Source organism: Neobacillus sp. FW104-15D2 (genome assembly GCF_058790155.1).
In genome coordinates, this window is the sequence record NZ_JBYTCJ010000011.1 from 1 (window position 1) to 25,344 (window position 25,344).

Below are 25,344 nucleotides of genomic sequence, written 5' to 3' on the forward strand. Positions count from 1 at the left end.
TATTACAATAACAAGCGTATAAAACAAAAATTGGCTGGCATGAGTCCAGTACAATACCGGATTCATACCAGCCAATCGGCTGCTTAATATAAAACTCTAACTTTTGGGGGTCACATCAATTTAAGAAGTCCCTTTTTGTTCTATTAAACACTTATTGTTTAGTGATAATCCTTGCAATTTTTTCATAATCCATACCGCTTGTGACTTCAAAGCTTCCAAGCTGTACCTTTGACTCATAGTGATGCTGGGTTAGGTAAAACGCAAATTCCTTTTCATTTTCAATAATTTTTTGAACTGCTAGTTCGTGTACGATATCCTCTGTATTCATTCCTGACTTTATTTCCAGGCGGTAGGAAGATTCTTTTTTAGCCGGCTCCTCGGTTTTTGTTTCAGCTGTCCCTTTTTTGCCGGTTACAGATGAGCTTTTAGTTAGTGAGGCCTTATTTTTTAATGCTGTATATTCATTTTTTTTCATTACAACATAGCCGTTTTTTTCTACTTGAACCTTTGCAGCCTGGTTACTAAAAGAAGTTGTTTCCTTTGGAAGAAAAGAATAATAAAAAGTTCCCAATATACCTAATGCAAAAATGATACCAGTAGCAAAACCCCTCAGACTGCGTTTATCCATTGTTTTTTCCCCACTCGGAAAATTCTTTTAAAATAGCATATACTTCATTAATCGAAAGAGAGGATTGCTGTGCGATCTGTTCCATTGGTTTCCCCTGCTGTGCAAGAGCCAAGACCTGATTTTTAATAATATTATGAATTTCTCTCTGGTTTCGGCTGCCCTCTTCCTTGAATTTTAACGGAACGGAAGGAGCCTCAATGTCATTGACCAATAGTTCTTCTTCTAAAACCCTTAGCTTCTTTTTTAGCAAATAATTCTCTTGTACTTGCTGCATCGTAAATTGGTCAAATTCATCTTTTAAGGATTTATATGAATCTCTTTGAAAAAAAGAGATGATGAATAAAATAATAGAAAAGCCAAGCAATCCAAGCATGATTACTGCCATAAAAAAACACCTCATTCCTATATACAAAAAATATTCTATCATTATTTAAATGGATTTTCGATATTTTCCAAAAAAAATGGCGCTGAAGGTCGAAGGGGAGTTTGAAAATTTTACTTGTTTCTGTCGAACAGGAACAAAGTTGTTTAATCAGAAAAAAATATTGCACCTCAAAACAAGCCCCCTCAATAGAAAGCAGAATCCGACAATTTGCGTTTATTGTACCGCGTCTGTAGCGGTGCTACGATAAGAGTAATAAAAACGAAATGTGAGCATATATTATCTGTTTAAAGAAAAATACTGTAGATATACTTGAAGAGGGGCAGACCATGACAAATTTAAAAATGGAGTTTAGAGATGCAGAAACGCCCTTGAAATCGGCTGAGGGGGAACAATTACACTTTATCCCGGGAATATGGGTCGACGGCAAAGCATGCTGGATTACGAATGCAGGGGAAAAGATTTTTTATGAAGAACAAGTTTTAATAAAAACTCACATGGAACAAATCCATTCAAAAATTCGCTTTTTTAATATTTATGTTAGCAGTCAAAGCACAAAGCCGCTTAATATTAAAATTTTAATGATGAACCATCATCCTCATCCAGGAAAGGGACATTTTGCCTTCATTTCCCCGACTGATTCGGTAACGTATCATCTCGCCGATCAAAAGCTTAACTTAGTTAATGCATACAGCAAAGGGGCTTTTAAAAAACAAAGTACTATTTTGCCATACTGGAATGTGTACACCGATCAAATATGGGCTAATCTTGAAAAAGGGAGCTTAAAGTATCAGCCAATGGTAAAGGGAGATGCTGCCAGCATTATTACTTACGAAAAAATTTTCGCTCCAAAAGAAACCGTGAAAATCCACTGCTGGTCTATTATGGGGGATAGTAAGACGGAACTTTTTTCATTAGATCGCTCACTTTTAAAAAACAGACTAGCATTTCCTTTTGAAAAGTGATATTATAGAAAAGTCGTATGAACGAACTTAGCTGCAAATTGTTTGGAGGGAAAAACATGCGTGTAAATATTACGTTAGCTTGCACAGAGTGTGGAGATCGTAACTATATTTCAACAAAAAATAAACGAAATAATCCTGATCGTCTTGAGCTTAAGAAATATTGCCCAAGAGAAAAGCGATCTACAACTCATCGCGAAACAAAATAAACAGCAGGTGTATTCCTGCTGTTTTTTTTATGCATAAATATATGAAGGAGGGTCTCCTAATGAAAGAAAAATCTGAGCTGAGACAAGAGATAAAGGAAAAATTATCAGCACTGTCTAAACCCCTCTATGAACATTGGTCCCTGGCCATTGCGCGGGCTTTATATGAAACAAAAGAGTGGAATGAAGCAGCCGTCATCGGACTGACGATTTCCAAGGCACCTGAAGTAGATACATACCAGATTATCCGTAAAGCCTGGGAGCTTGGAAAGACAGTTGTCATTCCTAAATGCAACCCTAAGGATAAAAGCATGACATTTAGAACATTAACATCCTTTACACAGCTTGAATCAGTTTATTTTGGATTGTACGAACCAATTGAAAAGGAAACAAAAGAAACAGTCTCTTCAGAGATTGATTTATTAATTGTTCCTGGCGTAGCCTATAACCTCCAAGGATACAGAGTTGGATTTGGCGGAGGATATTACGACCGTTATTTATCTGCCTATACTGGTAAAACAGCTTCTCTCGCTTTTACACCCCAAATTAATGAAAACCTTCCTGTTGAACAGCATGACCTTCCGGTTTCAAAACTCATTACGGAAAAGGGGATTATTGAACCAGGATGATGGGAAATTTAATAATGGTATCAGTAATAGTCATTATTGCATTGACTGGATATTATTTACAATCCTTAACTGTGTCGGGGACTGCAGCAGCTATAATCACTGGAATTGCCATTTATGCTGGTTTTGGAGTAAGAGGACTTATCCTGCTCGGTGTCTTTTTTGCCTCTTCCAGCCTATGGTCCAAATACAAGAGTTCACAAAAAATAAGGATTGAAGAAAAATTGGCTAAAGGGTCCAGAAGGGATTGGCGGCAGGTGGCTGCTAATGGAGGCTTGGCTGCAGTACTTGGGATAATAAATTCTTTTTATGAGCTTCCCGTCACACTAATCTGCTTTCTTACCGCTTTGGCAAGTGCAAACTCGGATACCTGGGCTTCTGAAATCGGATCCCTCAGTAAAGGCATGCCTATTAGTCTAAAAACGTTAAAACCGGTTGATAAAGGAACTTCTGGGGCAGTCAGTCTGCTTGGCACAATCGCAGCTTTGGCGGGTGCTTTTCTTATAGCTGCAACAGGAGCCCTGCTATTTAAGATTTCTGCCTCCCTGGCATTTCTAGTTTTTTTCTTGGGTTTCGCAGGAAATCTGATTGACACTTTTTTAGGTGCATATTTCCAGAAGGTATATAAATGTCCCTCTTGCGGGCTGGAAACCGAAAAAGCTTTTCATTGCGGACAAGCTGCGGAAAGAATACGCGGCCTTGCGTTGTTGGATAATGATTTTGTTAACTTTCTTTCAGGAGCCTTTGCTGTTATATTGGCTGTGGCTGTATACGGTATTTAACTTTAATAGTGACGGAGGAGAGAATATGTTAAATAGAGTAAACCGGGTAGCTCTTATTGGAACAGGTTTCGTTGGCTCAAGCTATGCTTTTGCCCTTCTAAACCAGGGGATAACAGAAGAATTGGTTCTGATTGACTTAAATAAGGAAAAGGCCGAGGGCGATGCAATGGATTTGAATCATGGACTTCCTTTTGCCCCCTCCAGAACGAAGATTTGGTACGGAGATTATTCCGACTGTAAAGATGCTGACCTTGTAGTAATTACAGCTGGGGCGAACCAAAAACCTGGAGAGACAAGACTTGATCTGGTTGAAAAAAACTCGCGAATTTTTAAAGGAATTGTAGATGAAATAATGGCAAGCGGGTTTGATGGCATTTTCCTTGTTGCTACCAATCCGGTTGATATTTTGACCTATGCAGTGTGGAAATATTCCGGATTGCCGAAAGAGCGCGTTATTGGCTCTGGAACGATTCTTGATACAGCCCGATTCCGTTTTCTTCTTGGCCAGTATTTTGATGTGGATACTAGAAATGTCCATGCCTATATTATCGGAGAACACGGTGATACTGAGCTGCCAGTGTGGAGCAATGCTTATATTGCTGGAACAGCTATATCTGAATGGACAAAAAATAAACAAGACTTTAAACAGGAAGATCTAGAAAACATTTTTACAAATGTAAGAGATGCTGCCTATCATATCATTGAACGAAAAGGAGCTACCTATTATGGAATTGCTATGGGCCTTGTAAGGCTTACGAGAGCAATTCTCAGAAATGAGAACTCTGTGCTGACCGTATCAGCTTATCTAAACGGTGAATATGGCGAAAAGGATATTTATGTGGGTGTTCCTGCAGTTGTAAACCGTAACGGGATAAGAGAGGTAGTAGAACTTGAATTAACGGAAGATGAGATACAAAAATTCAGCCATTCTGTAAATGTGCTCAAGAAGACAATGGAACCGGTCTTCAATAGGTAGATTTTTTCAGCTTATTTTGGCAGCCTATTTCTCCAGCTTTTTTCTATGGATAAAAACAGAATAAGAATACAAACTATAACTGGGAGGGATATAAATGCCACGTATGCTGAAATCGATACTTATGATCGGATCAGTCGGATATTTTGGCTACCGCTACCGCTACCGGTTGATGAATGTGCTTCTTGGAACCGGATGGATTCGGAGGATGGCTGTGGGGTCTGTTATGAATATTCCGGGTATAAGAAACAAAATGATGCAATCAATGTTTGGAGGACCATCTGAGAGGTGAAAACCGCAGATGGTTTTTTCTTTTTGCTAATCAGAATTTAGCTCCCTAAATTTTGAACGCACGACAGCCAGGACAAGGAAAATTCGTCAACTTTGCCTCGCACGAAAAAGCAAGCTTTTTTCGAGGATGCGGACTTTGGAGCGTGATAAGCGCAACATCGGCTCTGCTCTCACTTAAAGGCCTCGCCAATCGCACAGTTTTCTCTAATGGAGAAGGTAAAAACTTTTACCTTTTAAATTGTCTAGCTCCAGCGAACGGGAGCTAGCTCTTTTCTTAATTGTAATAATGTATTCATATAATAATGGTTTATAATGAAGTTTAAGAGGAAAAAATGAATTAATATTGTTATGAGCACCATACAAAAAAGCTCACTGGCTAACAGGGAGAAGGTAGGGGAAACTTTGAGCTATCAAGAAGAGTTTGTTTTTTGGAGATTGGCCTATTCTTTTATTCATGATCATGGATATAGAGTGATCCAGCTTTTTCAAAATCAAAAGGAATTATGGCTTGAAAAGCTGAATCAAAAAGGTGCGCCCATAATCCGGCTGCTATGCCAGGATCTCAATTGGGGCAGCACCATGCAAAGGGATATAGAACTAGTCGCGGCTAATGGGGAAAGGATACGCAAGCAAGTATCCAGAGGAAATATTCATATTGTCAATATATATTCGAGCACTTACCCACCCGTAGACGAGTATGAATTTCGAATAAATAAACCATTCATTTTTCCAGAGAGCAGCCGGACCTCTGTCAGCACGGTCATTATGGCACGCGAGGAATATGAGGGTGCTCTTAATAAACTTTCTGATTTAATGGGAACAAAGGTCTCATTTCCCATCCAGGGAGAATATGTTCCAGAAGAGATTGATAAGGTTAAGAATGCAGCTCTTCAATTATCTGCTAAAAGAGTTGAGCAGGAAAGAGCCATTTACAATCAGGGAAAACCATTCCTTACATATTTGCTGATGGCTATTCAGATTCGCTGTTTTTATTTTTTTAGAATTTCATGGCGGAAGTAAAAGTACTTCCACGCTAATAAAATATGGTGCAAAATATAATCCCTTGATTCTTCAGGGAGAATGGTGGCGGTTTATTACTCCTATTTTCCTCCATATAGGTTTTCTTCACCTGGCCATGAATACATTAGCTTTATATTATCTCGGCACGGAAGTGGAAAGACTTTTCGGAAGAGCACGCTTTTTATTTATTTATCTGATTGCAGGATTTACTGCTTCTATAGCAAGCTTTTTATTCAGCCCACAAGTTTCTGCTGGTGCGAGTGGAGCCATTTTTGGCTGTTTTGGTGCACTTCTCTATTTGACTGTCATTTATCCGAAGCAGTTTTTTAGGACCATTGGTATGAATGTTATCGTTCTTTTGGTAATAAATTTGGTATTTGGATTTACTGCTCCTGGGATTGATAACGTGGGCCATCTGGGAGGGCTGGCAGGAGGATTTTTGGCAACCGGAATTGTACATTTTCCAAAAAGAAAAAAGCTCCTGCTGCAATTATTATTTTTGGTTGCAACAGCAGCTGTAATTTGGTTTTCCCTTTCCTATGGTTTTAGTGGAAAGGCAGCAGCACGTGATGAGAACACTGTTTTTATGCTCGCACAGGAGTATGTGAAAAAGGGAGATTACCAAAAAGCATATAAGGAATTAGATAAGCTTGAGAAAGAATCGGATCATCCTTCTGCCAAGGTTTACTTCCTTTTATCCTATACTGAGATAAAACAAGGGATGCTCGCAGAAGCTAAGCAACACTTAGAAAAAACCATCCGACTAGAACCGGGCTTCCATGAAGCCTATTACAATCTTGCTCTCATTTCCCTCGATGAAACGGACTGGAATAAAGCTTTTGAATATGCGAAAAAGGCTGCCAAACTAAATCCGAGTAATAAGGATTATTCCAGCCTGGTAAAACAGATTAACGATCACCTTCAATCAACTGGCGGAGGTATATAGGTTCACCGTCAGCAGCTTCAAATAAAACAAGCAAATGAGAATGATCTTTTGCAATCATAATAATCGGAATGGTACTGCCAACAGGGTCGGTAGTGGCACCATTCCTTTTTTTTATTCCCAAAAAATAATTTTTATAGATTCCTTCCCACAGATTTCCCAGTATCCTGCTGGTGACAGCCTGGGAAAAGCCAGGTATGGTTTCGTTCCTTCCAAAAACAAATTTGGTAAGAGGGTAACTGTTATAGCGGTCAGAAGGGATTGAAAACCTCCTGACACCCTTTGCGAAAGCATGGTCCAGTACATTTTTCTCATTGACTTCCAGCTGTGTTTTCCATTTTTGTTCTTCCCGTGTTTTAGGTTTTGAAAAAAAATGTGGCAGCTGTTTAGAAGACTCGAAAAAATAAAGAATATCCGAAGTCATTGTTTGGGCACTGAAAATTCGCCCGCCTTTTGGATGGAGTTCAGAATAATGAAATGTAACACTATCAAGTTTGCCACTTTGTTTTATAGGCACCGTTTTTTTCTGAAAAAGCTTTTGAGTGTCGGTTCGCCACTCTCCCATTTTGTTAATCAATCTTCCATTTGAAAAAAGCAGTGAGACATCCTGTCGCAGGTATGCCTTTCTGTCCAGAACTGAACTAGTATTCCACTCAACATCATATTTTGGCGTCTCTATTAGAGTAGTATACGCTGAAAGATAATAGGCATTGGGGTCGATGGGAAAAAAGGTGATGGTTTCCTGAACAGGTTCTTTATTTTGAGAAAAAAATTGCATAGATGCTGATACTATTAGGGCTATACCAAGAATAATGAGAAGTAGCTTCTTCATTGGGCAACCATCCTTTTCAACTTTCTATCTTATTTAAATATATGGGACAAGTTTGGAAGTAATGTATAAAATAGCGTCATAGAATGTTAATAGGCTTGCCTATAATTCCCTTGAGAGCGAAGAATGTTTCGATTATACTTATTTTGTTGTAAACAAAATGTTCTCTATATCATGAACGAAGGGACATCTCATGAGATCAATTTATGAAATCCAGCAATTTTTAAAAACGTATGGAACAATTATTTATATTGGGGAAAGGGTTGCGGATCTCGAATTAATGGAAGCCGAAATCACAGAGCTGTACAATGCGCAGCTGATAGAACAAAAGGACTTCAATAGTGCCCTATTATTACTGAGACAGGAAATACAAAAAGAAATAGATAAGAAAAAATAAAGAGAAGCAGGTGCTAAGAGATGGCAGAGAAATGGATTGTAGGAGTAGATTTAGGTGGAACAACAACCAAACTTGCTTTTATTAATTTATACGGAGAGATCATTCATAAATGGGAGATTCCCACTGATAATTCCAATGTAGGGAAAAACATTACAATCAATATAGCTAAAGCCATTGACCATAAGCTTGAGGAGCTCGGACAGGAAAAAACGAAGCTTGCAGGTATTGGAATGGGTGTGCCTGGTCCTGTTAACTACGGAACTGGGGTCGTTTATAATACAGTCAATTTAGGTTGGGAAGATAATTATCCAATAAAAGACCTTCTTGAAGTGGAAACTTCGCTTCCCTCTGTAATCGATAATGATGCCAACTGTGCCGCACTAGGCGAAATGTGGAAGGGTGCCGGAAACGGTGCCAAGGATTTGGTATGTGTAACGCTCGGTACTGGTGTAGGCGGCGGGGTTATTGCAAACGGAGAGATTGTTCAGGGCACAACTGGTGCCGGGGGAGAGATCGGACATATTACCTCTATTCCTGAAGGCGGGGCACCTTGTAATTGCGGAAAAACAGGATGTCTTGAGACCGTTGCCTCTGCGACAGGAATTGTAAGACTTGCTGTAGAAGAGCTAAGCAAAGGAAGCTCTAGCGGTACATTACAGGAGCTCTACTCTCAAACAGGACAGTTTACCGCGAAGGATGTTTTTGATGCGGCACGTAATGGTGATGAAACTGCTGGAAGGGTAATTGATAAGGTAGCTTTCCATCTTGGGCTTGCTCTTGCTAATATTGGAAACACCTTAAACCCTGAAAAAATTGTCATTGGCGGTGGAGTTTCAAAAGCAGGAGATTTCCTTCTGGATAAAATAAGAGTCCAATTTGAACAATTTGCTTTTTCGAGAGTAAAGGCGTCCACTGATCTTGCTCTAGCTACTTTGGGCAATGATGCAGGGGTAATTGGGGCTGCATGGCTTATCAAAAATAATCCAGCATTTATTCAATAAGGATAATGAGACCGTAGATCTATTCGCTAAAGTTTAGAAATAATCGTTTTAAGCGTGAATTCACAATTGAGTTCACGCTTTATTTTCGTTTTGAATTATTGATTTTTACCTTATGGATAACTCCGAACTAGGTTATTGTAACCCAGCTCCATCGCCCTGCCAGTTTTCCGCGAGAATATGCTTCTTTGAATATCTTGTGAGGACCATGGCCGATAGCGATGATTCGAACAGCTTGAGGTCATAAGCGGAAACGACTTCAGAAACCAGGACAAGGAAAGTTTCCGAGGCATCCGCATCGCACGAAGGAAAAGCTTTATGAAAAAGGCAAATTTCCAAGTTTTGTTCCCCGTTTTCATTTTTAGATTGGATACTCATCTTTCCTCTTTTTTATCATATGTTTTTATGACAGAGAGGAGGGAGAGAGTGAAGATACAAGCACGTAAACACGATACGTTTTGGCAATTAAGCCAATTATTTAAAGTGCCTGAAAGGCTGTTAATTGATTCCAATCCAGGCATCGAATCTGAAAATATTAAGGTTGATGAAGCCATTCATATTCCAGGATATGATCAGATTCAGTTGAAAATAAAGGAAGGGGATTCTTTCTGGAGGATTTCCACCTTAACAGGTGTGCCAGTGGGTCTGCTGTCATTTTTGAATGGAAAGGGGGAGAAGGAAGGATTAAGGAAGGGCGAAACGATTATTGTCCCACACAGGGTTTCTGTTCCACAGGTTCCTTTGTCAAATGCATATGATTCCCAAAGTCTTGCCAGGGATTTGGAACGTTTGCAATCTATCTATCCTTTTCTTTCAGTCAAGACAATAGGAAAGAGTGTACTAGGCAAGCCCATTCAGGAATTAAGGATTGGAAAAGGACGGCGAAAGGTTCATATTAATGCCTCCTTTCATGCAAATGAATGGATTACCTCGCTGGTGTTAATGAATTTAATTGATATGTATTTGCTATCTTTGGGGAACAGTTTTCAAATGAGAGGCATCGATCCTTTTTCATTTTACAATACGATTGAATTATCAGTAGTACCAATGGTTAACCCGGATGGCGTAGATTTAGTAGTTAAAGGACCGCCTATGGAATTGGCTGATCAGCTGCTAAAAATGAACGAAGGCAGTACTGAGTTTTTTCACTGGAAGGCTAATATAAGGGGAATAGATTTGAATAATCAATTTCCTGCAAAGTGGGAAATTGAGAAGAAAAGAAAGCTGCCCAAAGCTCCTGCACCTAGAGATTATCCAGGTGAAGCCCCTTTGACTGAACCTGAGGCAATTGTACTTGCAGAACTGGCAAAGGAAAATGATTTTGATAGTGTGATTGCTTTTCATACACAGGGAAAGGAATTCTACTGGGGATATGAGGGGTATGAGCCTGAGCATTCAGAAATAATAGCCACAGAGCTTGAAAAAGCCAGTGGTTACAAGGCAATAAGGAATGTAGACAGCCATGCTGGATATAAAGACTGGTTTATTCAGGAGTTTCGCCGTCCAGGCTTTACAATTGAACTTGGCAAGGGGATTAATCCACTGCCACTTTCTCAAATTAATCAGATTATCCATGACGTAAGCGGCCTATTTATAGCTCTTTTAAATAATCATTCAATAAATGACTACACCTCAAAAAATAAGGGTAAATAAAAATGCGATGGTTGACAGGGAAAAGCCGTCCTTTAGGCTTTTCCTGTTTGTTTTAGAAAGCAAAAACAAATTAATCTAGGTAATTACTATCATTTTTTTTATTACTACAAAAAGTTGAAACATTCTAAAGCTCGGAGTCGTCTTATTCTATAATTATAGTAATGTAAAGGAGTGGACCAATTGTTAGGAATTAACTGCTGCAGGGCAGTAGTTTGTTGTATAGTTCCTTTTTTCCTGTTGGCTGGCTGTACGGGAACAAACCAAGGTACTATTAATACCGTTGTGGAAAAAAACAAGGTCCATTCTGAAAAACGTGCCGAACAACCCCTTGCCAGGCAGTGGAAGCTTCCAATAAAAGCTCCGGAAGGGGAGATTTTTAAAATAAGCGGCTGGGCTTCGAATGACGATTTTATCTATATTGCCAATACTGTATCAGGGTCTAACGTGTATGAGTACAATTTACCCACCGGAAAAAGCAGTCTTTTGTATAAAAGTGATTTTCCCGTCGCTGCCGTTCAAGTCAGCCCGGATAAAAAATATTTTTTGATTCAATCCTCACCTTCCTCCTTTGAGGGCAACTTAGCCATTATCGACAAAACTGGCCACGAGATTTGGAGTAAATCCATACCTTCTTTCGAACTTCAATTTGAATGGAATCCTTATAATACTTCAGAAATTTTCATTTCAGCATTTAAGGAGGACTGGAGCTTTAACACATACCTCTTAAATCTTGAAAAGCAGGAATTCAAGGAATTATCCTTGCCCCAGCCCTTTGTTAAATGGAATCATCGGAATAGTTTTGTGTATTTGAATTGGGATAATAATAGTCAGCAATTATTTGCTCCCCTAATATCACAACAGTTAGGATCACTGGAAGCTGCTACTTTATTTCCGAAGGTTTTCCACTTTTCCGCTTTTAAAGATATGCTGGTGACCATTTCCCTAAAGGATAATAATACAAAGAATGCTATTTACTCTTTTTATGATAGCAACTTAACCGAAATACTTACTTTTTCAATGCCCCAACTGGCAAAATTCTCAGGCTGGCTTGTCCCCTTTTATGACTATAATGAGAAAACGAATCAGTTTATAACGTTAAAACCTTTAAAAAGCGGTGAAGCTGACACCTATAACGAAGGATTTCAACTAGTTTCCTATCAATTGGAAAAGCAAGAGACAAACGGAAAGGTAATTATTGATAGGCTTGAAAATGCCCCTATTAATTGCAGTCCTGAAGGGAATTACTGTTTATATGGAAACAGATTTGAAAAAGTAATTGATTTAAATTCTAAAAAAATATACAGTATCATATCAGAATAACGGGAAGCCGTTATTCTTTTTTAGCTAAATTTATATCCATAAATTCTGAACGCACGACGGACAGGATAAGGAAGGCTTCGTCAGCAATATCATCGCACGAAGGAAAAGCACTAGCTTTTCCGAGGAAGTCCTAGTCAGGCGAAAGGCACAGGATGTGCCGATTTGAGCGTGATAAGTAAAACTTGGGCATCCGCCAAAGGAACTTGGCGAATGCCAATTTTCTAATCGTTTCTAAAAAGAGTAAAAGACAAGGAAGCAAATTTTCTTTGTTTTTTGGGTTATGATAAAATTTTCGGGTAAATAAAATTTCAAAAGGTGGAGTTTATAATGGCAATCGTTGATGTAACGGTCATTCCAATTGGGACAGAATCCCCAAGTGTCAGCAAATATGTTGCAGAAATCCAGAAGGTTTTGAAAAGGTATGAAAACGAAGGGAAAATCCGATACCAGCTGACACCAATGAACACAATTATTGAAGGAGATCTTCCTGTTCTTTTTGAAGTCATTCAGGCGATGCACGAGGTGCCATTTCAGCAGGGGCTTCAGCGGGTTGCAACAAACCTGCGTATTGATGACAGGCGAGATGTAAAACGGAAAATGGAAGACAAAGTTGAGAGAGTTAACAGCCTGTTAAAGGAATAGTAAAAAAGAAAGACTGCCACCAGTGGCAGTCTTTCTTTTTGCTTTTTAGTTTAATGTGCTTCTGTTGGGAATCCGTGGTGCAGTAAAGTCATGATGACGAAAAACCCAAAAACCAGGAAAGCCCCTCCGCCAAAAATAATGCCCATTACGTTTTTATTTTTCAGTGCAGTAAGAGTGGCGTAACCAGCCAGTAGACAAACTAATGCAAAAATGACGACAAGTCCCATTATAAAGCCCCCTTTATCATTTAATCTGCAGGAAAAAACCTGTTCGTTATCAGATAACCCTATGTACCAATAGTGTTTACATTCGCTTCTTATTTTATATTTTTTTAAATCATTTGTCGAGAATTAAAAAGTTGATTTCTGTTTTATAGGCTTTAGCAGTCCTAATCATCAGCTCTTGGTTATGGGATTCTGTGAAATATACAGCCTTTTCGGGACCGAAGCTTGTAAAAACAAGATTTTCTTCCATCTGGTATTCTGCCATTTTCCTATCTGTTCCAGATCCAGCCTTAAATGAAAAGGAGGCTAGGTTCTCCGTAAAAAGAAAAATATCCCCATTTTCCATTGTCCATTCAAAATCATGAAAAAGTGGTCCCTCTTTTCCAGGCGACACCTTTGTTAAGGGATGTATTTCCTCAAATATGCCCCCAATAATGAGAAGTTCCTTTGCAAAAGAAGCATCTTCTAATGAATGATAAAGGAAGAAGTTCCTCTGTTCCCCCATAATATTTGTTTCCTCATACAGCAGATTTTTAAACTCATTATTATCATTAATTTTATATGCGGCTTCAACAGCAAATATGGTATTCATAAACAGCCAGCACGCTCCTTTATTATAGAAGTAAGAATAGTGTAAAATAAAACTAAGTTTCAATCAAACGGAGGTACAAGAATGAAGTGGTTTAGAATGCCCTTGGGGGCTATACAGACTAATTGCTATATTTTATCGGAGAACGACGGCTCATGCCTGATTGTGGATCCGGGTGATGAAGCAAAGAAAATAATAGAGTGGGTGAACAGCAGGAAGTTAAAGCCTGCAGCTATTTTGTTAACACATGCTCACTTTGACCATATTGGTGCGGTTGACAAAGTGAGAGAGACATATAATATTCCTGTCTATCTGCACGAGAAAGAGAAGAAATGGCTTGGTGACCCTTCATTGAATGGTTCTCAATTTTTTCCGGTAGGTGAGCTTATCCGTGTAAAAGATGCTGACGTTCTTATTCAAAACGAAGAAGAAATGCAAATGGGAAGTTTTAAATTTTCAATTTTGGAAACACCTGGTCATTCACCTGGAAGTATTTCATTTTATTTTGAGAAGGAAGGATTTGTTTTCTCAGGTGATGCACTTTTTCAGAGAAGTATTGGACGTACTGACCTTCCTGGAGGAAATGAATCTCAGCTATTAAAAAGCATTCATGATAAACTTTTAAGTTTGCCGGAGGATACTTGGGTACTGTCTGGACATGGACCAGAAACCACCATTGCGGAAGAAATGGATGGTAATCCTTATTTGAACGGTTTTTAAATTCTTTTCAAAGACCCCTTCTTCAAATAGAAGGGGTTTTTGGGGGATTAATATGTTACCAAATGAATAATTCAAAGGAGCTATTATGATTCCAAAATTAAAAGATATGATTGAAAAATCACCTGCAGGAATGATTACTTATGCTGATTACATACAGTTTGCACTTTATGACCCTGAGTATGGTTATTACATGAGAGAAAAAGTAAAGATTGGGAAGGAGGGGGACTTCTACACTTCAAGCAATGTTTCCAGTATCTATGGAAAAACATTTGCCCGCTGGTTTGCAATGTTAGCTGAAAAAGGAATGGCAGCATCAGCTGTTTGTGAAATAGGAGGGGGGAATGGACGGTTTGCAAGGGCCTTTTTAGAAGAATGGAAAGAGGTTTCTAATGAACCAATTACCTATTATATTGTTGAAACTAGCCCGTATCACAGAAAGCTTCAAAAAGATTTGCTAAGTCCTGGATTTGAGATTATACAATTGGAAAGTTTGAAGGAATTAAATTATTTTGAGGGTATGATATTCTCAAATGAGCTTTTTGATGCTTTACCGGTCCATTTAATAGAAAAGCAAAAGGGCGAGCTTTTTGAACTAATGGTGTCATTAGTTGGAGATCAGTTAACGGAACGAAAAGTCCCTCTTACTAATCCGGAAATACTTGCATTTTTGCAGGAAAGCGGATTAAAGCTTTCAAACAGTCAAAGGATCGAGATACCGCTTCAGATGGAAAAAATGATACAAGGAATAGCCGAGAGACTAAAAAAAGGGGTTGCCGTAACGGTTGACTATGGCTATACAAAAGAGGACTGGGGTCATCCTTCAAGAAGGAATGGCAGTTTGAGAGGGTATTATAAGCATCAGATGGAGAACAATGTATTAAACCATACAGGAGAGATGGATATTACCTCTCATATACATTTCGATTGGCTGATTAACAGGGGAGAAAAATATAGCCTTCAGTTTGTTGAAAAGCTAAGGCAGGATGAATTCCTTTTAAAGTCCGGGATTTTGAAGGAGCTGGAAGAAAATTATGATCCTAATCCCTTTTCAGAAACAAGCAAAAGGAATCGGGCCATACGAAGTTTGATTATGCCTTCCGGAATAAGTGGAAGCTTTCATATTTTAATCCAGCAAAAGGGACAGGATTATACAATAGACGATTATTTTAGTAATAATAAAAAAACGCCGGAATAATTCCGGCGTTTTTTTGAGGATTTTATTGTCCTCCTCCAAGTGGAGTACCTAGTGGCATCATAAACGTCGTCCAATAAGTGAAACCTGCAAAGAAGACTGTTAAATATGCCCCAAAAACATACATATACATACGTTCGGAAAGCTTTAAATAGCTTAGCAAAATGAAGAAACCGGTTTGTGCCAGGAATAGCATAGCTGTTTTATTCATGTCTCCAAGATAAAACATTACTGTAAAAATCCCGGTCCAGAACCCTAGTACTCTGAACATGCGCTCCATATGTATCCCTCCTTTTACCCTGCAATACCATCAATACAATATTATAAGGTAAAAGTAATGGAAATGTAAACAATGGTTTCCTTTTAGTTTGTTACCAGGGCCTGGTAGGAGCATGTGTCACAGCAGCCAGAGATCATATTTTCTTTTTCCACTAATTCCACTGAGTCAAATAAAGCTTCAAACATGCCTTTCAGGAATTCATGATGCATATTGCAAACGGTTTCTGTATGCGCCTGAGCAACTTCTCTGAATGGGCAATTGAAGATCTGAAAATAGATTTTTGTTTCATCACCATTTACTTCAAATTCCGGATAAAACCCGGCTAAAGTAGCGGCACTTTTGAGGATGTTCATCTTCTGTTCAAAATCCAGTTCTGCTCCCGACTGCGATTTCTTGGCAAGATCTTGTTCAATAATTTCAGCACCAAAACGCTTTCCGGTCATATATAGAGCTTTTTTTCCTTCCTCACCCAGAGAAATCATGGTCTGAATTGCTACTTTGGCAAGGAGCATATAATCCCTGAATGGGAAGTGCAGCTGAATAACATCATCGGAAAGGCGATACAATCTGCTTGGTCTGCCGCCCTTTCCTGTTTTCTTTGTTTCTGAGGCCAGCATGTTGACATCTTCCAGTTTGGATAAATGAAGCCTTGCTACGTTTGAATGAATACTAAAATTATCTGCTACTTCCTGAACAGTTACTTCCTGATGACGTTTAGTGATGTATTGATAGATGTAGTATCTAGTTGGATCTGATAAAACATTTGTGATTTTTAAAGTTTGTTCCATCTCGTTTCACCTCGGACCCCCGTAATTTATTTCATTATAATACAGTGCTTTTGGCATGTGAATGAGGTTAACAATATTAACACCATATGTTTAGAAATTGTTCACAAATAAGCTATTGGACAAGGCTTAAAACTGTACAAAGGTTATACAAATATCATACAATCTAATTGTCAAATAATTCTTTTTTAAATAATTTTTGGCTGGGAGGGATTTATTTGCAACAAAGTTTAACATTTTTCACATACCCGAGCTGCACATCCTGCCGAAAAACGAAGAAGTGGCTGGCAGCTCATTCAGTTTCGTATCAGGAAAGGCATTTGTTTAGAGAGACACCTACATTCGATGAACTAGTAAAGATTTTAGCTCTGACAACCGAGGGACTTGATGAAATTCTCGCGAAAAGAAGCCAGAAATTTAAAGATATGAATATTGATCTTAACGAAGTTTCTCTTTCACAAATGGTAAATATCCTAATTGAGGATCCTGTCCTTCTAAGAAGACCTATCTTAACTGACGGGAAAAAACTTATAATAGGACATAATCCAGATGCTCTTAACAGTCTTATTTAAAATTAAATAGTTCTTATGGAAAGGAAAGGAAAGGATACAAAAATGGTTCCTTTCCTTTTATTTTTATAGGACATTTCATCTTGACATTTATTGGATTTATACGGGTTGACTTTGTACAGGCGCAGTGAAATACTTACAACATACAATGTTACAAATATTTCAATAAGAAAGGTCGCCGGTATTATGCAAGTAAAAGACTTTATGATTAAGGATGTTATTAGTGTCGGACCGGATGCCAGTATTAAGGATATTATAAAAGTATTTGTGGAGAAAAAAATAGGCGGACTGCCAATTAACAGTAAAGACGGCAAATTGCTTGGAATGGTAACCGATGGCGATATATTAAGGGCGGTTAAGCCTATTGATGACCATGTTATTGATTTCTTTATGTATATGACTCATATCGCAGGCCAGGATGTACTAACCCGTCTTAAAGAAATGGCAAGTGTGAAATGCTTGAAAATAGCCACAACTAAAGGAATTGTCACCGTATCGCCGGAAGACAATATGAACAAAGTTGTTTCCCTTCTTTCCAAACACCATTTTAAGAAACTGCCAGTTATTGACCGTGATAACAATGTGTTAGGAGTAATCAGCAGGGGAGATGTTGTTCGTTTAATCCAGGCTAAAATTTTAGAAGAACTAGGTTCATAATTTCAAATCCCCTTTGCTGATTTTAAGCAAAGGGAATTTTTTGGTTTTTAAGATACAATAGATTTTTACCTTTAATAACTCCGACTAGCCAAGTTTTTCTATTAGTTGGAGTTGGGATTAGCCATTTAACAAATATGGACATTTTATGACAAATGCTTATTTTTGCAGTAAAGGGGAAGGAGGAAGAGGGAAATTGTCGAATACCTTACTGACAAAAAAGAAAGGTGGTGTTTCCCATTGTAAGTGCAACTGAAATGCTCGCAGACAGAATTGTAGCCGATGCCTTCCGAAACCAGGCCACAGACATCCATATTATCCCCCGGAGAAAAGATACTCTCGTACAGTTTAGATTAACAAGTAAACTTATTCCCAGGCTTTGTCTCCCCAGAGAAGATTGCGACAGGCTAATTTCCCATTTTAAGTTTTCAGCCAATATGGATATCGGAGAGAAGCGACGCCCTCAAAGCGGAGCATTAATTTGCGAATTGGATGGCAAAAGGCTCGGACTTCGTTTATCCACTCTTCCTTCAAATCAAACTGAAAGCCTTGTGATTCGCCTTCTGCCCCAAAATGAACAGATTCCCTTCCATCAGCTATCCTTGTTCCCTTCTATAACAAGAAAATTACTTGCCCTCCTAAAACATGCCCATGGTCTAATCATTTTCACGGGACCTACTGGATCGGGCAAAACGACTACTTTATATTCCCTTTTAAACGAAACCGCTCATATGTTTCAGCGGAGCGTGATTACCCTAGAAGATCCCATTGAAAAAAGCTATGATTCTGTTCTCCAGGTACAGGTTAATGAAAAGGCAGGCGTAACCTATGCTGCAGGACTTAAAGCCATTCTCAGGCACGATCCGGATATTATTATGGTTGGGGAAATCCGTGACTCTGAAACAGCTAAAATTGCTGTCAGAGCTGCGCTTACAGGCCATCTGGTTCTTTCAACTATGCATACGAGAGATTCGAGGGGAGCTGTTTACCGTCTTCACGAATTTGGGGTAAACAGTCTGGAGGTCGAACAAACTTTGATTGCTGTCACAGCGCAGCGCCTTGTTGAATTAACATGTCCGTATTGTGGAGAGGACTGCTCGCCCTATTGTTATTCTTATGGGCGATGGAAAAGAGCCAGTGTATTTGAACTGTTAACCGGACGGAATCTAAATGGTGTAATGAGAGAGGTTAGGGGGGAATCCGCTCTAATTAACTATCCCACTATAAAAGATACAATCAGGAAAGGGATTGCGCTGGGATACATTAAGGAAACAGAATACGAGCGTCTGGTATATGAAGATGAGAAGGCGTAAATGGCCTGTTTCTGAACAAGCATTGTTTTTGAAGAAAATGGCAGAGCTTCTTACAAGGGGTTATCCGCTGACAGAGGCAGTGGAATCTTTAGCATTTCAGCTTCCTGCTTACCGAAAAGAGGAATTAAATCTTTGTCTTGATATGCTGAAGAAAGGGCATCCCTTTCATTATGTGCTTGAAAAACTCCATTTTAACAGGGAATTGACAGGCTATGTATTCTTTGCCGAGCAGCACGGGAGCTTTGCTCCTTCTTTACTCGAGGGCAGCGAGATTGCCATCAAGCGTGAACTAGACAGGGAAAAACTGGTTAAGCTTCTCCAATATCCTATATTGCTGATTCTAATTACAGGATTTTTGTTTGCCTTTGTGGAGAAAACATTATTGCCTAAATTCACAGCTTTATTTAAAACTATGAATCTTGAAAATAATATGTTTACATCTATTGTTTATTCTTTTTCGAAATATACCCCTATTTGCCTTGTAGTACTCCTCCTTATCGCAGGTATCTCATTGATATATTACTTCCTCATTTTTCGAAAGCAGCCAGCTCTATCTAGGAATAAAAGTTTAGTCCGATTGCCGTTTGCGGGTAAATTCATTCAGCTATGGAATACCCAGTATTTTGCCGTCCAGTTAAGCTTCTTGCTAAGCGGAGGACTTTCTATAACAGAAGCACTCCGGCTTTTTGAAAATAACAGTTCTCATCCCTTTTTTTCAGAGCTGGGGAAAGTAATGACACAAAAGCTTTTAACTGGAGAAGGGCTTGAGGACATACTCAGCGAGTTTCCTTTCTTTGATAAAGAGTTTTCTAGAATCGTTAGGCATGGCCAAAATAACGGAAAGCTAGAACAGGAATTATATTTATACAGCAGATACTGCATTAGCCGATTGGAAGAGAAGATTGACAAATATTCAAAAATTGCTGCACCTGCTATTTATTTATTCATCGGTTTTATGGTGGTTTCAATGTACTTGTCCATCTTGCTGCCCATGTTTCATTTGATGGACGGATTTTAAAAAGGAGATATGTTAATGAAAAGAGAAGCAGGTTTCACTTTAATAGAAATGATGATCGTTATGCTGATAATTTCGGTCCTGTTAATCATCACTATCCCTAATATTACACAGCACAACGCAAATATAAATAAAAAAGGATGTGAAGCCTTTGTCGATATGGTTCAGGCACAGGTCCAGGCATTTGAAATGGATAAAGACCATTTTCCCGCAGACATAAATGAATTAATTGAAGAAGGCTATCTAAAATCGGGTACAAAAGGATGTCCGGATGGAAAAACAACAGTAGTGATAGGAACTGACGGCAGTGTCACGACCCAATAACAAAGATACTTTTGGCCTTGAAGGTGGATTTACCCTTCTTGAGATGCTCATTGTCATGGCGGTAATGATGGTTATGGCTTCTGTTACATCGGTTTATATTGGACCGATCAAGCAAAACATTGAAGCCGAAGAGTTTATCCTTAAACTGGAGACAGATTTGCTGTACGCACAGCAATATGCCATTTCTCATCAGCATGAAGTATATGTGAATATTATGGCTGAAAAAAATTACTACTATATCCGTGAACGGGATTCATATCCACTACTGGCGGAGAGGACATATTCAGAGGATATTATTATTACGGGCGCTCCTTCACTTTTATACTTCAAATACACACCGGATGGAAACATCAGCAAGTTCGGCAGCTTTTATATAACCGTTGGAAAAGAAAGATACCGTTTTACGATTTCAATAGGAAAGGGCCGTTTTTATGTTTCGAAAGAATGAGGGTTTTTTTATGGCGGACCTGTTACTATCACTTACCGCACTGTTCCTAATTGGATTAATACTAACACCTGAACTCATCTTTCTCAGGGAACAGACAGAGAAAATGCTGAAGGAAAAAGAAACCTGGCGGATTATTTATCAGGAATTGGAAATGGCGGAAGAAGGAATGCCTCCTGAGGATCATGTTGTGAATATAGGTAAGAGAAATTTCTATGTTACATGGAGGAATCTTGAAATAGGAAAACAGGAGGTGTGTGTATATGGGCAAAGTAGGGAGGAACAATTGTGCGACGTACTTGAATGAAAGAGGATTTACCCTAATTGAAGCCCTGACAGCCTTATCCTTTTTTCTTTTACTCGTTTTTTTTCTGTCCCCAGTTTTTCATATTGTACTTAATAAGCAGGACATCTCTAATCAAATACAGCAAATGGAATGGACTGTATTTTGCAGTCAGGTCCAAAAAGAAATTATGACCTGCAGCAAAGGTGAAGTTATAGGGAGTAAACTAATGCTGACAAAGGATACCGATAGCATCCTATACGAAAAGTATGGTACATCGTTAAGAAGGCGCGTTAATCTAACCGGTCATGAAATCCTTCTTCAAAATGTTCAGGAAGTATCTTTTGTCAGACTCAAAAATGGAATAATGTTGACGGTTACAGACTTAAAGGGAAAAGTCTTCAGTGCAACCTTTCATTCAGTAATTAATTGGGACAGCTGACATGAAAAATAATGAAAAAGGATTTACCTATCCACTTACATTATGTCTCTTAATCATCTTCCTTTTGTTTGTTACATCTCGCATGGAACTGCTGGTAAGAGAAAGGCAAATTAGTAATGAAACGAAAACGTTCCTCAAGAAAGAATATTACCTTTTGGCAGCGGTTAAAAAGTCGGAAAGAATCCTTCAATCCGATGAAAGTTTTCAGAACTCCGGAATCTATCAGTTTCAAAACGGAAAAGTGAGCTGGATTCAGGAGACACAAACAGGAGGAGGTTTTAAAATCACCTTTAATCTTTTGATGGATAGCGGAGAAACATCAGTAGGGGTTGCCACCTATGATTATGTGGCAAAAAAAATGATAAAATGGGTGGAAAAGTAGTGATATGTGCCTATAAGGTTAAAAGTGATTGAAAAAGGACATACTTTTTGATAAAGGAAGGTGTGTCCATGAAAACAAATGATTATGTAAAATATATGATCCAAACCTTTGTAAAGTATATGGACCAGCCAAAAAGCGAACGGAAGAAATTAAAGCTTGAACGCAAAGAAGCAAGGGCAGCTTTTTGGTACCGGTGGTTTGGTATCGTTCCCTACGTACTTTATACAGAAGTTAAGAAAAGAAAGAGGCAGTAAAGAAAACTGCTTCTTTCTTTTTGTGTTTTTAATAAATAAGAAAATATATAGTTTTACCTTTTAAAATTGGCTAGCTCCAGCGCCCAGCGAGTTTTCATCTCTGTAAAGCACCCGTGAGTATCTTGCACCAAGTATGACCTTTAGGTGATACTTGGTGCAGCTAGTGTCCATCCCGCTTCTCCCTACGATAAGTCAACATCGAACTCCAGTGCTCCTGCGCCACAGCTTTTTCAAAGAAGCGTATGTTCAGCTCGTCGCAAAGCTGCATGTCGTCTATTCAGAGAAGCAGTTACAGGAAGTTTACTCAGCTGAACGGGCGCTTGCTCTTTTCTTATATAGCCTGCTCGGACAAATAAAAGAGTCCTACGTTAATAATGGAAATATTAATCCTTGGTTCATATTGTTCCTTAAGAGCTATTTTTTCAATCTCGTAGCTATCATTCTGCTCCTCTTCATCCTTATAAAAATGATCCAGCAAACGTAAATCTTTGTCCCATCTTTCCCTCGCTTCATCAGCCCAGGTGTGGTCTTCCGCCTCAATCTCATTTTTAAGGTAGTTCTCAATTCTTAAGATCCCGCTCGCAGGTTTAATTAATGAGGACATCGTAAACGAATAGTCCGGTATTTTAGGAGTGAGAGGAACTTGTAAAAGGCGATCATGAAAATCCTTCACCATTTTTCCGTTTATTAAATGAAGACCGATTGAAACAAATAGGTCTCTTTTCCGGTCACACTCATAGGAAATTTTTAAATTCATTCCCAGCCATGGGTATAGTGGCGTTTGTCTGTTATTTAACTTATTCTCATAAAGACGAATATAGCCCGCAAGCCGTTTAGAGGATTCGAAAATCTGATGCAATCTTGGGGAGCCAAAATGAACTATCTCTCCTTTTAAATCCTCAGGGGCAAGCTGGTTATTGGTTATAAAAGTAAGGGTCATGGGTTTTGGTATACCGCCGACCTTTTCAAGGTAATGCCAATAAAAAGGACGATTCATCAGCTCCTTGTCCAATTCCACCGTAAGCTGAACGGTCATATATCCAGGCGTGTTTTCTAATAGCTCGCAATCATTAGCCTCAAAATAACGCCTCAGAAAATTATGGATTTCCTGCTGCTGCATGGCTGCCTTCCTCCTTAACGCCTTTTGCAAACTCAATCATCGATGCCAGATTATCCATTTTGATCCTCATTTCTCCTTCAGAAATGGATTGTCCAAAAATCTCAATTAGATGATCTTCAATATTTCCAAATTCAAGTTTTGTAAGAATATCATCCAACTCTCCCACTACTTTTTCGAATAATTGGATCTTTTCATATAAGAGCTTTAAGACATGTTCCTCAACAGTATTCCTTATAGCGAAATTATAAATCATCACGTCCTTTTCCTGGCCAAGGCGATGAATCCTTCCGATTCGTTGTTCAAGTCTCATTGGATTCCAGGGTAAATCAAAATTAATAATATGGTTGCAAAATTGAAGGTTAATTCCCTCTCCTCCCGCCTCAGTGGCAATTAGAACCTGGGCATGCTTTTGGAAAAGTTCACGCATCCAGTCCTTTTTCCCGCGTTTAAATCCGCCCCTGAACGGTACAGATGAAATCCCGTGCTGTTTTAAATACCATTGTAAATAAAGCTGTGTGGCACGGTATTCTGTGAAGATAATGACTTTATCATTAATTTTTTTAATCAATTCAAGAGCTTTTTCCGCTTTGGAATTTTTTTTGACTCCTTCCACTTTTGAAATTAAAGAAAGAATCTGATCCTGATAAGCCTGTGACGGATTTTCTTTTCTTTGCAGCATATTTCTTAAGGTGTAATATACTGCTTCCCGACTGCTGCAGGCTTCCCGCTGGAGGGTCATCATAGAAAAGGCGCTGGTTTGAACCCAGTTCTCTTCATTCCGTAAGTTGTTTATTGCCTCGTAAAGCTCTTTTTCGGTTGGCGAAAATTCAATTGGAATTGTTTCTACATACCGCTTTGTCCATTCTATCCCGGTATCAGCCCTGCGGTTCCGAATCATAACTTTGTTTACTAATTCTTTTAAATGTTCATCATCCTGTACAGAGCGTCCAGCTTTTTTATATTTATCGTAAAAATCAGTCTCACTGCCTAGGTGGCCGGGCTTTAATAAAGAAACAAGGTTAAATATTTCTTCAATTCGATTTTGAATAGGAGTTGCAGTTAAAAGCAGGCAAAATTTCTTCTTAAGGTTTTGAACAAATTCATAGTTTTTCGTTTTATTATTTTTAAGTTTATGTGCTTCATCAATAATGATTAAGTCATAGTTTTGTGCATAAATGATATCTCTGTGTGGATTCCGTTTTGCTGTATCAATGGAAGATACAATGACATCGCATTGGTCCCAGACATAGCTTTTACGCTGTGTAACAGCCGGAATAAAGAATTTGCTGTTTAGTTCTGATGCCCATTGAGTAACAAGGGAAGCAGGAACAAGTATTAATACTTTTTTGACAAGTCCCCTAATCATATATTCTTTTAATATAAGTCCTGCCTCAATTGTTTTACCTAATCCAACTTCATCAGCAAGAATGGCTTTCCCATGCATATTTTCAATAACCTGTTTTGCTGTTTCGAGCTGATGCGGAAGCGGTGTAAGCTGAGAGAGATGGCTGGGTGCCTGCAATCCCTCAAATTCAGGAATGACTAAATGCTTTTCTACTTCAATTGCCAGCTTGAAAAGTTCCCAATTTCCCCAGGGTCCATCGTTCTCCATTCGATGCATCAATTCATCCTTCCAGGAGGAATCAAAGTTAATTTGGACAGGCATATGTTCAACTCCTATTTATACAAAATTAATGTATTCCCAAACTTGCGGTTTAATGGTAGGATGAAAGTAGTTTTTAAAGTTTTAAGTATTCAAAAAAATGGACTTTAAATGCCTATTCAACTTTTAGTATGACCCATTTGGAAAATTTTATAAATGCGGATGATGATAAGGGGAGAGACTACATTAAGTAGCGCCGAAGGAGCAAGCATTACGTGAATCTCTCAGGCAAAAGTACTCTTATTGGACGCAGCTCTGGAGAGAGTTTCTTTTAAAAAGGAAACCACCAAAGGGGAAAGCCGAACCAAGGTAAACTTTCAGGTGCAAGGACAGAGACCTTCTTTTTATTAAAGGGGAGGGCTCTGTCCTTTTTTACTGCCGGTTTTTTGAATCCGGACAGAGCATCTTCTTTCTGCCCTTTATTTTTGGCAGGGAGCA

At 38.7% G+C, this 25,344-nt stretch carries 36 protein-coding genes and 2 riboswitches; of the genes, 26 read left to right on the forward strand and 10 right to left on the reverse strand.

Annotated features, from left to right (window positions below; translation table 11 throughout):
* On the forward strand, positions 1 to 87 hold an 87-nt coding region (locus AC3WR0_RS10445), incomplete at its 5' end, for an IS3 family transposase (protein ID WP_492552393.1).
* A 64-nt stretch (positions 88 to 151) separates the two neighbouring features.
* Here AC3WR0_RS10445 and AC3WR0_RS10450 read toward each other — a convergent pair.
* Positions 152 to 628, reverse strand: coding sequence for a hypothetical protein (locus AC3WR0_RS10450; RefSeq protein WP_492552265.1), 477 nt, complete (start codon positions 626 to 628; stop codon positions 152 to 154).
* Positions 621 to 1,013: a hypothetical protein gene (locus AC3WR0_RS10455; protein ID WP_492552266.1), complete on the reverse strand. Its 393-nt coding sequence runs from the start codon at positions 1,011 to 1,013 to the stop codon at positions 621 to 623. The genes AC3WR0_RS10450 and AC3WR0_RS10455 overlap by 8 nt, the downstream gene beginning before the upstream one ends.
* A 326-nt stretch (positions 1,014 to 1,339) precedes the next feature.
* Here AC3WR0_RS10455 and AC3WR0_RS10460 point away from each other — a divergent pair, with 326 nt between their 5' ends.
* From AC3WR0_RS10460 to AC3WR0_RS10495, 8 genes are all read left to right on the forward strand, one after another.
* The gene (locus AC3WR0_RS10460) at positions 1,340 to 1,975 is read left to right on the forward strand and encodes a hypothetical protein (protein WP_051270439.1); all 636 of its coding nucleotides are present in this window, start codon (positions 1,340 to 1,342) and stop codon (positions 1,973 to 1,975) included.
* A gap of 56 nt (positions 1,976 to 2,031) precedes the next feature.
* Complete coding sequence (gene rpmG, locus AC3WR0_RS10465; RefSeq protein WP_081679947.1) at positions 2,032 to 2,181, forward strand: 50S ribosomal protein L33; 150 nt, start codon at positions 2,032 to 2,034, stop codon at positions 2,179 to 2,181.
* Positions 2,182 to 2,240: 59 nt separating this feature from the next.
* On the forward strand, positions 2,241 to 2,807 hold the full coding sequence (locus AC3WR0_RS10470; protein WP_492552267.1) for a 5-formyltetrahydrofolate cyclo-ligase: 567 nt from the start codon (positions 2,241 to 2,243) through the stop codon (positions 2,805 to 2,807).
* A gap of 14 nt (positions 2,808 to 2,821) precedes the next feature.
* Positions 2,822 to 3,586 carry a DUF92 domain-containing protein gene (locus AC3WR0_RS10475; RefSeq protein WP_492552268.1) on the forward strand — a complete coding sequence of 255 codons (765 nt, stop codon included), beginning with the start codon at positions 2,822 to 2,824 and terminating at the stop codon, positions 3,584 to 3,586.
* A 25-nt stretch (positions 3,587 to 3,611) separates the two neighbouring features.
* Positions 3,612 to 4,562, forward strand: coding sequence for an L-lactate dehydrogenase (locus tag AC3WR0_RS10480; protein ID WP_492552269.1), 951 nt, complete (start codon positions 3,612 to 3,614; stop codon positions 4,560 to 4,562).
* A 94-nt stretch (positions 4,563 to 4,656) separates the two neighbouring features.
* Positions 4,657 to 4,851 (forward strand): protein YqgO, encoded by a 195-nt coding sequence (gene yqgO, locus AC3WR0_RS10485; RefSeq protein WP_027320048.1) that lies wholly within the window; start codon positions 4,657 to 4,659, stop codon positions 4,849 to 4,851.
* A gap of 401 nt (positions 4,852 to 5,252) precedes the next feature.
* Positions 5,253 to 5,870 carry a hypothetical protein gene (locus AC3WR0_RS10490; protein WP_492552270.1) on the forward strand — a complete coding sequence of 206 codons (618 nt, stop codon included), beginning with the start codon at positions 5,253 to 5,255 and terminating at the stop codon, positions 5,868 to 5,870.
* 115 nt (positions 5,871 to 5,985) lie between these two features.
* Positions 5,986 to 6,816, forward strand: coding sequence for a rhomboid family intramembrane serine protease (locus AC3WR0_RS10495; protein WP_492552271.1), 831 nt, complete (start codon positions 5,986 to 5,988; stop codon positions 6,814 to 6,816).
* Here the strand turns inward: AC3WR0_RS10495 and AC3WR0_RS10500 are convergent.
* Positions 6,779 to 7,645 carry a hypothetical protein gene (locus AC3WR0_RS10500; protein ID WP_492552272.1) on the reverse strand — a complete coding sequence of 289 codons (867 nt, stop codon included), beginning with the start codon at positions 7,643 to 7,645 and terminating at the stop codon, positions 6,779 to 6,781. The genes AC3WR0_RS10495 and AC3WR0_RS10500 overlap by 38 nt on opposite strands.
* 190 nt (positions 7,646 to 7,835) lie before the next feature.
* Here AC3WR0_RS10500 and AC3WR0_RS10505 point away from each other — a divergent pair, with 190 nt between their 5' ends.
* Both AC3WR0_RS10505 and AC3WR0_RS10510 read left to right on the forward strand, forming a co-directional pair.
* Positions 7,836 to 8,039, forward strand: a complete 204-nt coding sequence (locus AC3WR0_RS10505) for a YqgQ family protein (RefSeq protein WP_492552273.1) — start codon at positions 7,836 to 7,838, stop codon at positions 8,037 to 8,039.
* Positions 8,040 to 8,059: 20 nt separating this feature from the next.
* Positions 8,060 to 9,040 carry an ROK family glucokinase gene (locus tag AC3WR0_RS10510; protein WP_492552274.1) on the forward strand — a complete coding sequence of 327 codons (981 nt, stop codon included), beginning with the start codon at positions 8,060 to 8,062 and terminating at the stop codon, positions 9,038 to 9,040.
* 132 nt (positions 9,041 to 9,172) lie between these two features.
* On the opposite strand, the gene AC3WR0_RS10515 is transcribed toward AC3WR0_RS10510, so the two are convergent.
* On the reverse strand, positions 9,173 to 9,415 hold the full coding sequence (locus AC3WR0_RS10515; RefSeq protein ID WP_492552275.1) for a hypothetical protein: 243 nt from the start codon (positions 9,413 to 9,415) through the stop codon (positions 9,173 to 9,175).
* 48 nt (positions 9,416 to 9,463) lie between these two features.
* Here AC3WR0_RS10515 and AC3WR0_RS10520 point away from each other — a divergent pair, with 48 nt between their 5' ends.
* The 3 genes from AC3WR0_RS10520 to AC3WR0_RS10530 all read left to right on the forward strand — a co-directional run bounded on the left by AC3WR0_RS10520 (position 9,464) and on the right by AC3WR0_RS10530 (position 12,652).
* Positions 9,464 to 10,690: a M14 family metallopeptidase gene (locus tag AC3WR0_RS10520; RefSeq protein WP_492552276.1), complete on the forward strand. Its 1,227-nt coding sequence runs from the start codon at positions 9,464 to 9,466 to the stop codon at positions 10,688 to 10,690.
* Between the two features lie 180 nt (positions 10,691 to 10,870).
* On the forward strand, positions 10,871 to 12,010 hold the full coding sequence (locus AC3WR0_RS10525; protein ID WP_492552277.1) for a YqgU-like beta propeller domain-containing protein: 1,140 nt from the start codon (positions 10,871 to 10,873) through the stop codon (positions 12,008 to 12,010).
* Between the two features lie 327 nt (positions 12,011 to 12,337).
* Positions 12,338 to 12,652, forward strand: coding sequence for an MTH1187 family thiamine-binding protein (locus AC3WR0_RS10530; protein WP_492552278.1), 315 nt, complete (start codon positions 12,338 to 12,340; stop codon positions 12,650 to 12,652).
* A gap of 50 nt (positions 12,653 to 12,702) precedes the next feature.
* Here the strand turns inward: AC3WR0_RS10530 and AC3WR0_RS10535 are convergent, their stop codons facing one another.
* Both AC3WR0_RS10535 and AC3WR0_RS10540 read right to left on the reverse strand, forming a co-directional pair.
* A complete protein-coding gene (locus AC3WR0_RS10535; RefSeq protein ID WP_492552279.1) occupies positions 12,703 to 12,879 on the reverse strand; it encodes a DUF2759 domain-containing protein in 177 nt (58 codons plus the stop codon).
* A gap of 109 nt (positions 12,880 to 12,988) precedes the next feature.
* Positions 12,989 to 13,468: a hypothetical protein gene (locus AC3WR0_RS10540; RefSeq protein WP_492552280.1), complete on the reverse strand. Its 480-nt coding sequence runs from the start codon at positions 13,466 to 13,468 to the stop codon at positions 12,989 to 12,991.
* Between the two features lie 81 nt (positions 13,469 to 13,549).
* Between AC3WR0_RS10540 and AC3WR0_RS10545 the strand changes: the two genes are divergently transcribed.
* Together AC3WR0_RS10545 and AC3WR0_RS10550 are read left to right on the forward strand one after the other, a co-directional pair.
* A complete protein-coding gene (locus AC3WR0_RS10545; RefSeq protein WP_492552281.1) occupies positions 13,550 to 14,185 on the forward strand; it encodes an MBL fold metallo-hydrolase in 636 nt (211 codons plus the stop codon).
* 85 nt (positions 14,186 to 14,270) lie between these two features.
* Entirely contained in the window at positions 14,271 to 15,380 is a 1,110-nt protein-coding gene (locus AC3WR0_RS10550) for a class I SAM-dependent methyltransferase (protein WP_492552282.1), read from the forward strand.
* Positions 15,381 to 15,402: 22 nt separating this feature from the next.
* Here the strand turns inward: AC3WR0_RS10550 and AC3WR0_RS10555 are convergent, their stop codons facing one another.
* Positions 15,403 to 15,657: a DUF2626 domain-containing protein gene (locus AC3WR0_RS10555; RefSeq protein WP_027320059.1), complete on the reverse strand. Its 255-nt coding sequence runs from the start codon at positions 15,655 to 15,657 to the stop codon at positions 15,403 to 15,405.
* 83 nt (positions 15,658 to 15,740) lie between these two features.
* A complete protein-coding gene (locus AC3WR0_RS10560) occupies positions 15,741 to 16,445 on the reverse strand; it encodes a helix-turn-helix transcriptional regulator (RefSeq protein WP_492552283.1) in 705 nt (234 codons plus the stop codon).
* A 215-nt stretch (positions 16,446 to 16,660) separates the two neighbouring features.
* Here AC3WR0_RS10560 and AC3WR0_RS10565 point away from each other — a divergent pair, with 215 nt between their 5' ends.
* The 10 genes from AC3WR0_RS10565 (at position 16,661) to AC3WR0_RS10610 (ending at position 22,123) form a co-directional block, all read left to right on the forward strand.
* Positions 16,661 to 17,014 (forward strand): Spx/MgsR family RNA polymerase-binding regulatory protein, encoded by a 354-nt coding sequence (locus tag AC3WR0_RS10565; protein WP_492552284.1) that lies wholly within the window; start codon positions 16,661 to 16,663, stop codon positions 17,012 to 17,014.
* Positions 17,015 to 17,119: 105 nt separating this feature from the next.
* Positions 17,120 to 17,668: a CBS domain-containing protein gene (locus AC3WR0_RS10570; RefSeq protein WP_492552285.1), complete on the forward strand. Its 549-nt coding sequence runs from the start codon at positions 17,120 to 17,122 to the stop codon at positions 17,666 to 17,668.
* A gap of 254 nt (positions 17,669 to 17,922) precedes the next feature.
* A complete protein-coding gene (gene comGA / locus AC3WR0_RS10575) occupies positions 17,923 to 18,978 on the forward strand; it encodes a competence type IV pilus ATPase ComGA (protein WP_492552394.1) in 1,056 nt (351 codons plus the stop codon).
* Complete coding sequence (gene comGB / locus AC3WR0_RS10580) at positions 18,959 to 19,996, forward strand: competence type IV pilus assembly protein ComGB (RefSeq protein WP_492552286.1); 1,038 nt, start codon at positions 18,959 to 18,961, stop codon at positions 19,994 to 19,996. Before comGA ends, comGB begins: the two co-directional genes overlap by 20 nt.
* A 15-nt stretch (positions 19,997 to 20,011) precedes the next feature.
* The gene (gene comGC / locus AC3WR0_RS10585) at positions 20,012 to 20,317 is read left to right on the forward strand and encodes a competence type IV pilus major pilin ComGC (protein ID WP_492552287.1); all 306 of its coding nucleotides are present in this window, start codon (positions 20,012 to 20,014) and stop codon (positions 20,315 to 20,317) included.
* Complete coding sequence (comGD, locus tag AC3WR0_RS10590; RefSeq protein WP_492552288.1) at positions 20,301 to 20,765, forward strand: competence type IV pilus minor pilin ComGD; 465 nt, start codon at positions 20,301 to 20,303, stop codon at positions 20,763 to 20,765. The genes comGC and comGD overlap by 17 nt, the downstream gene beginning before the upstream one ends.
* Positions 20,766 to 20,775: 10 nt before the next feature.
* Entirely contained in the window at positions 20,776 to 21,069 is a 294-nt protein-coding gene (locus AC3WR0_RS10595) for a hypothetical protein (protein WP_492552289.1), read from the forward strand.
* Entirely contained in the window at positions 21,026 to 21,487 is a 462-nt protein-coding gene (gene comGF / locus AC3WR0_RS10600; RefSeq protein WP_492552290.1) for a competence type IV pilus minor pilin ComGF, read from the forward strand. The genes AC3WR0_RS10595 and comGF overlap by 44 nt, the downstream gene beginning before the upstream one ends.
* A gap of 1 nt (position 21,488) precedes the next feature.
* Positions 21,489 to 21,869, forward strand: coding sequence for a competence type IV pilus minor pilin ComGG (gene comGG, locus AC3WR0_RS10605; protein WP_492552291.1), 381 nt, complete (start codon positions 21,489 to 21,491; stop codon positions 21,867 to 21,869).
* Between the two features lie 68 nt (positions 21,870 to 21,937).
* Positions 21,938 to 22,123: a YqzE family protein gene (locus AC3WR0_RS10610; RefSeq protein WP_492552292.1), complete on the forward strand. Its 186-nt coding sequence runs from the start codon at positions 21,938 to 21,940 to the stop codon at positions 22,121 to 22,123.
* Positions 22,124 to 22,454: 331 nt separating this feature from the next.
* Here the strand turns inward: AC3WR0_RS10610 and AC3WR0_RS10615 are convergent, their stop codons facing one another.
* Positions 22,455 to 23,243: a YqhG family protein gene (locus AC3WR0_RS10615; RefSeq protein WP_492552293.1), complete on the reverse strand. Its 789-nt coding sequence runs from the start codon at positions 23,241 to 23,243 to the stop codon at positions 22,455 to 22,457.
* Positions 23,221 to 24,909, reverse strand: a complete 1,689-nt coding sequence (locus AC3WR0_RS10620) for a DEAD/DEAH box helicase (protein WP_492552294.1) — start codon at positions 24,907 to 24,909, stop codon at positions 23,221 to 23,223. Before AC3WR0_RS10620 ends, AC3WR0_RS10615 begins: the two co-directional genes overlap by 23 nt.
* A gap of 159 nt (positions 24,910 to 25,068) precedes the next feature.
* Positions 25,069 to 25,156, forward strand: a riboswitch (glycine riboswitch).
* Positions 25,157 to 25,159: 3 nt separating this feature from the next.
* A riboswitch (glycine riboswitch) is annotated at positions 25,160 to 25,241 on the forward strand.
* Positions 25,242 to 25,344: the final 103 nt, after the last annotated feature.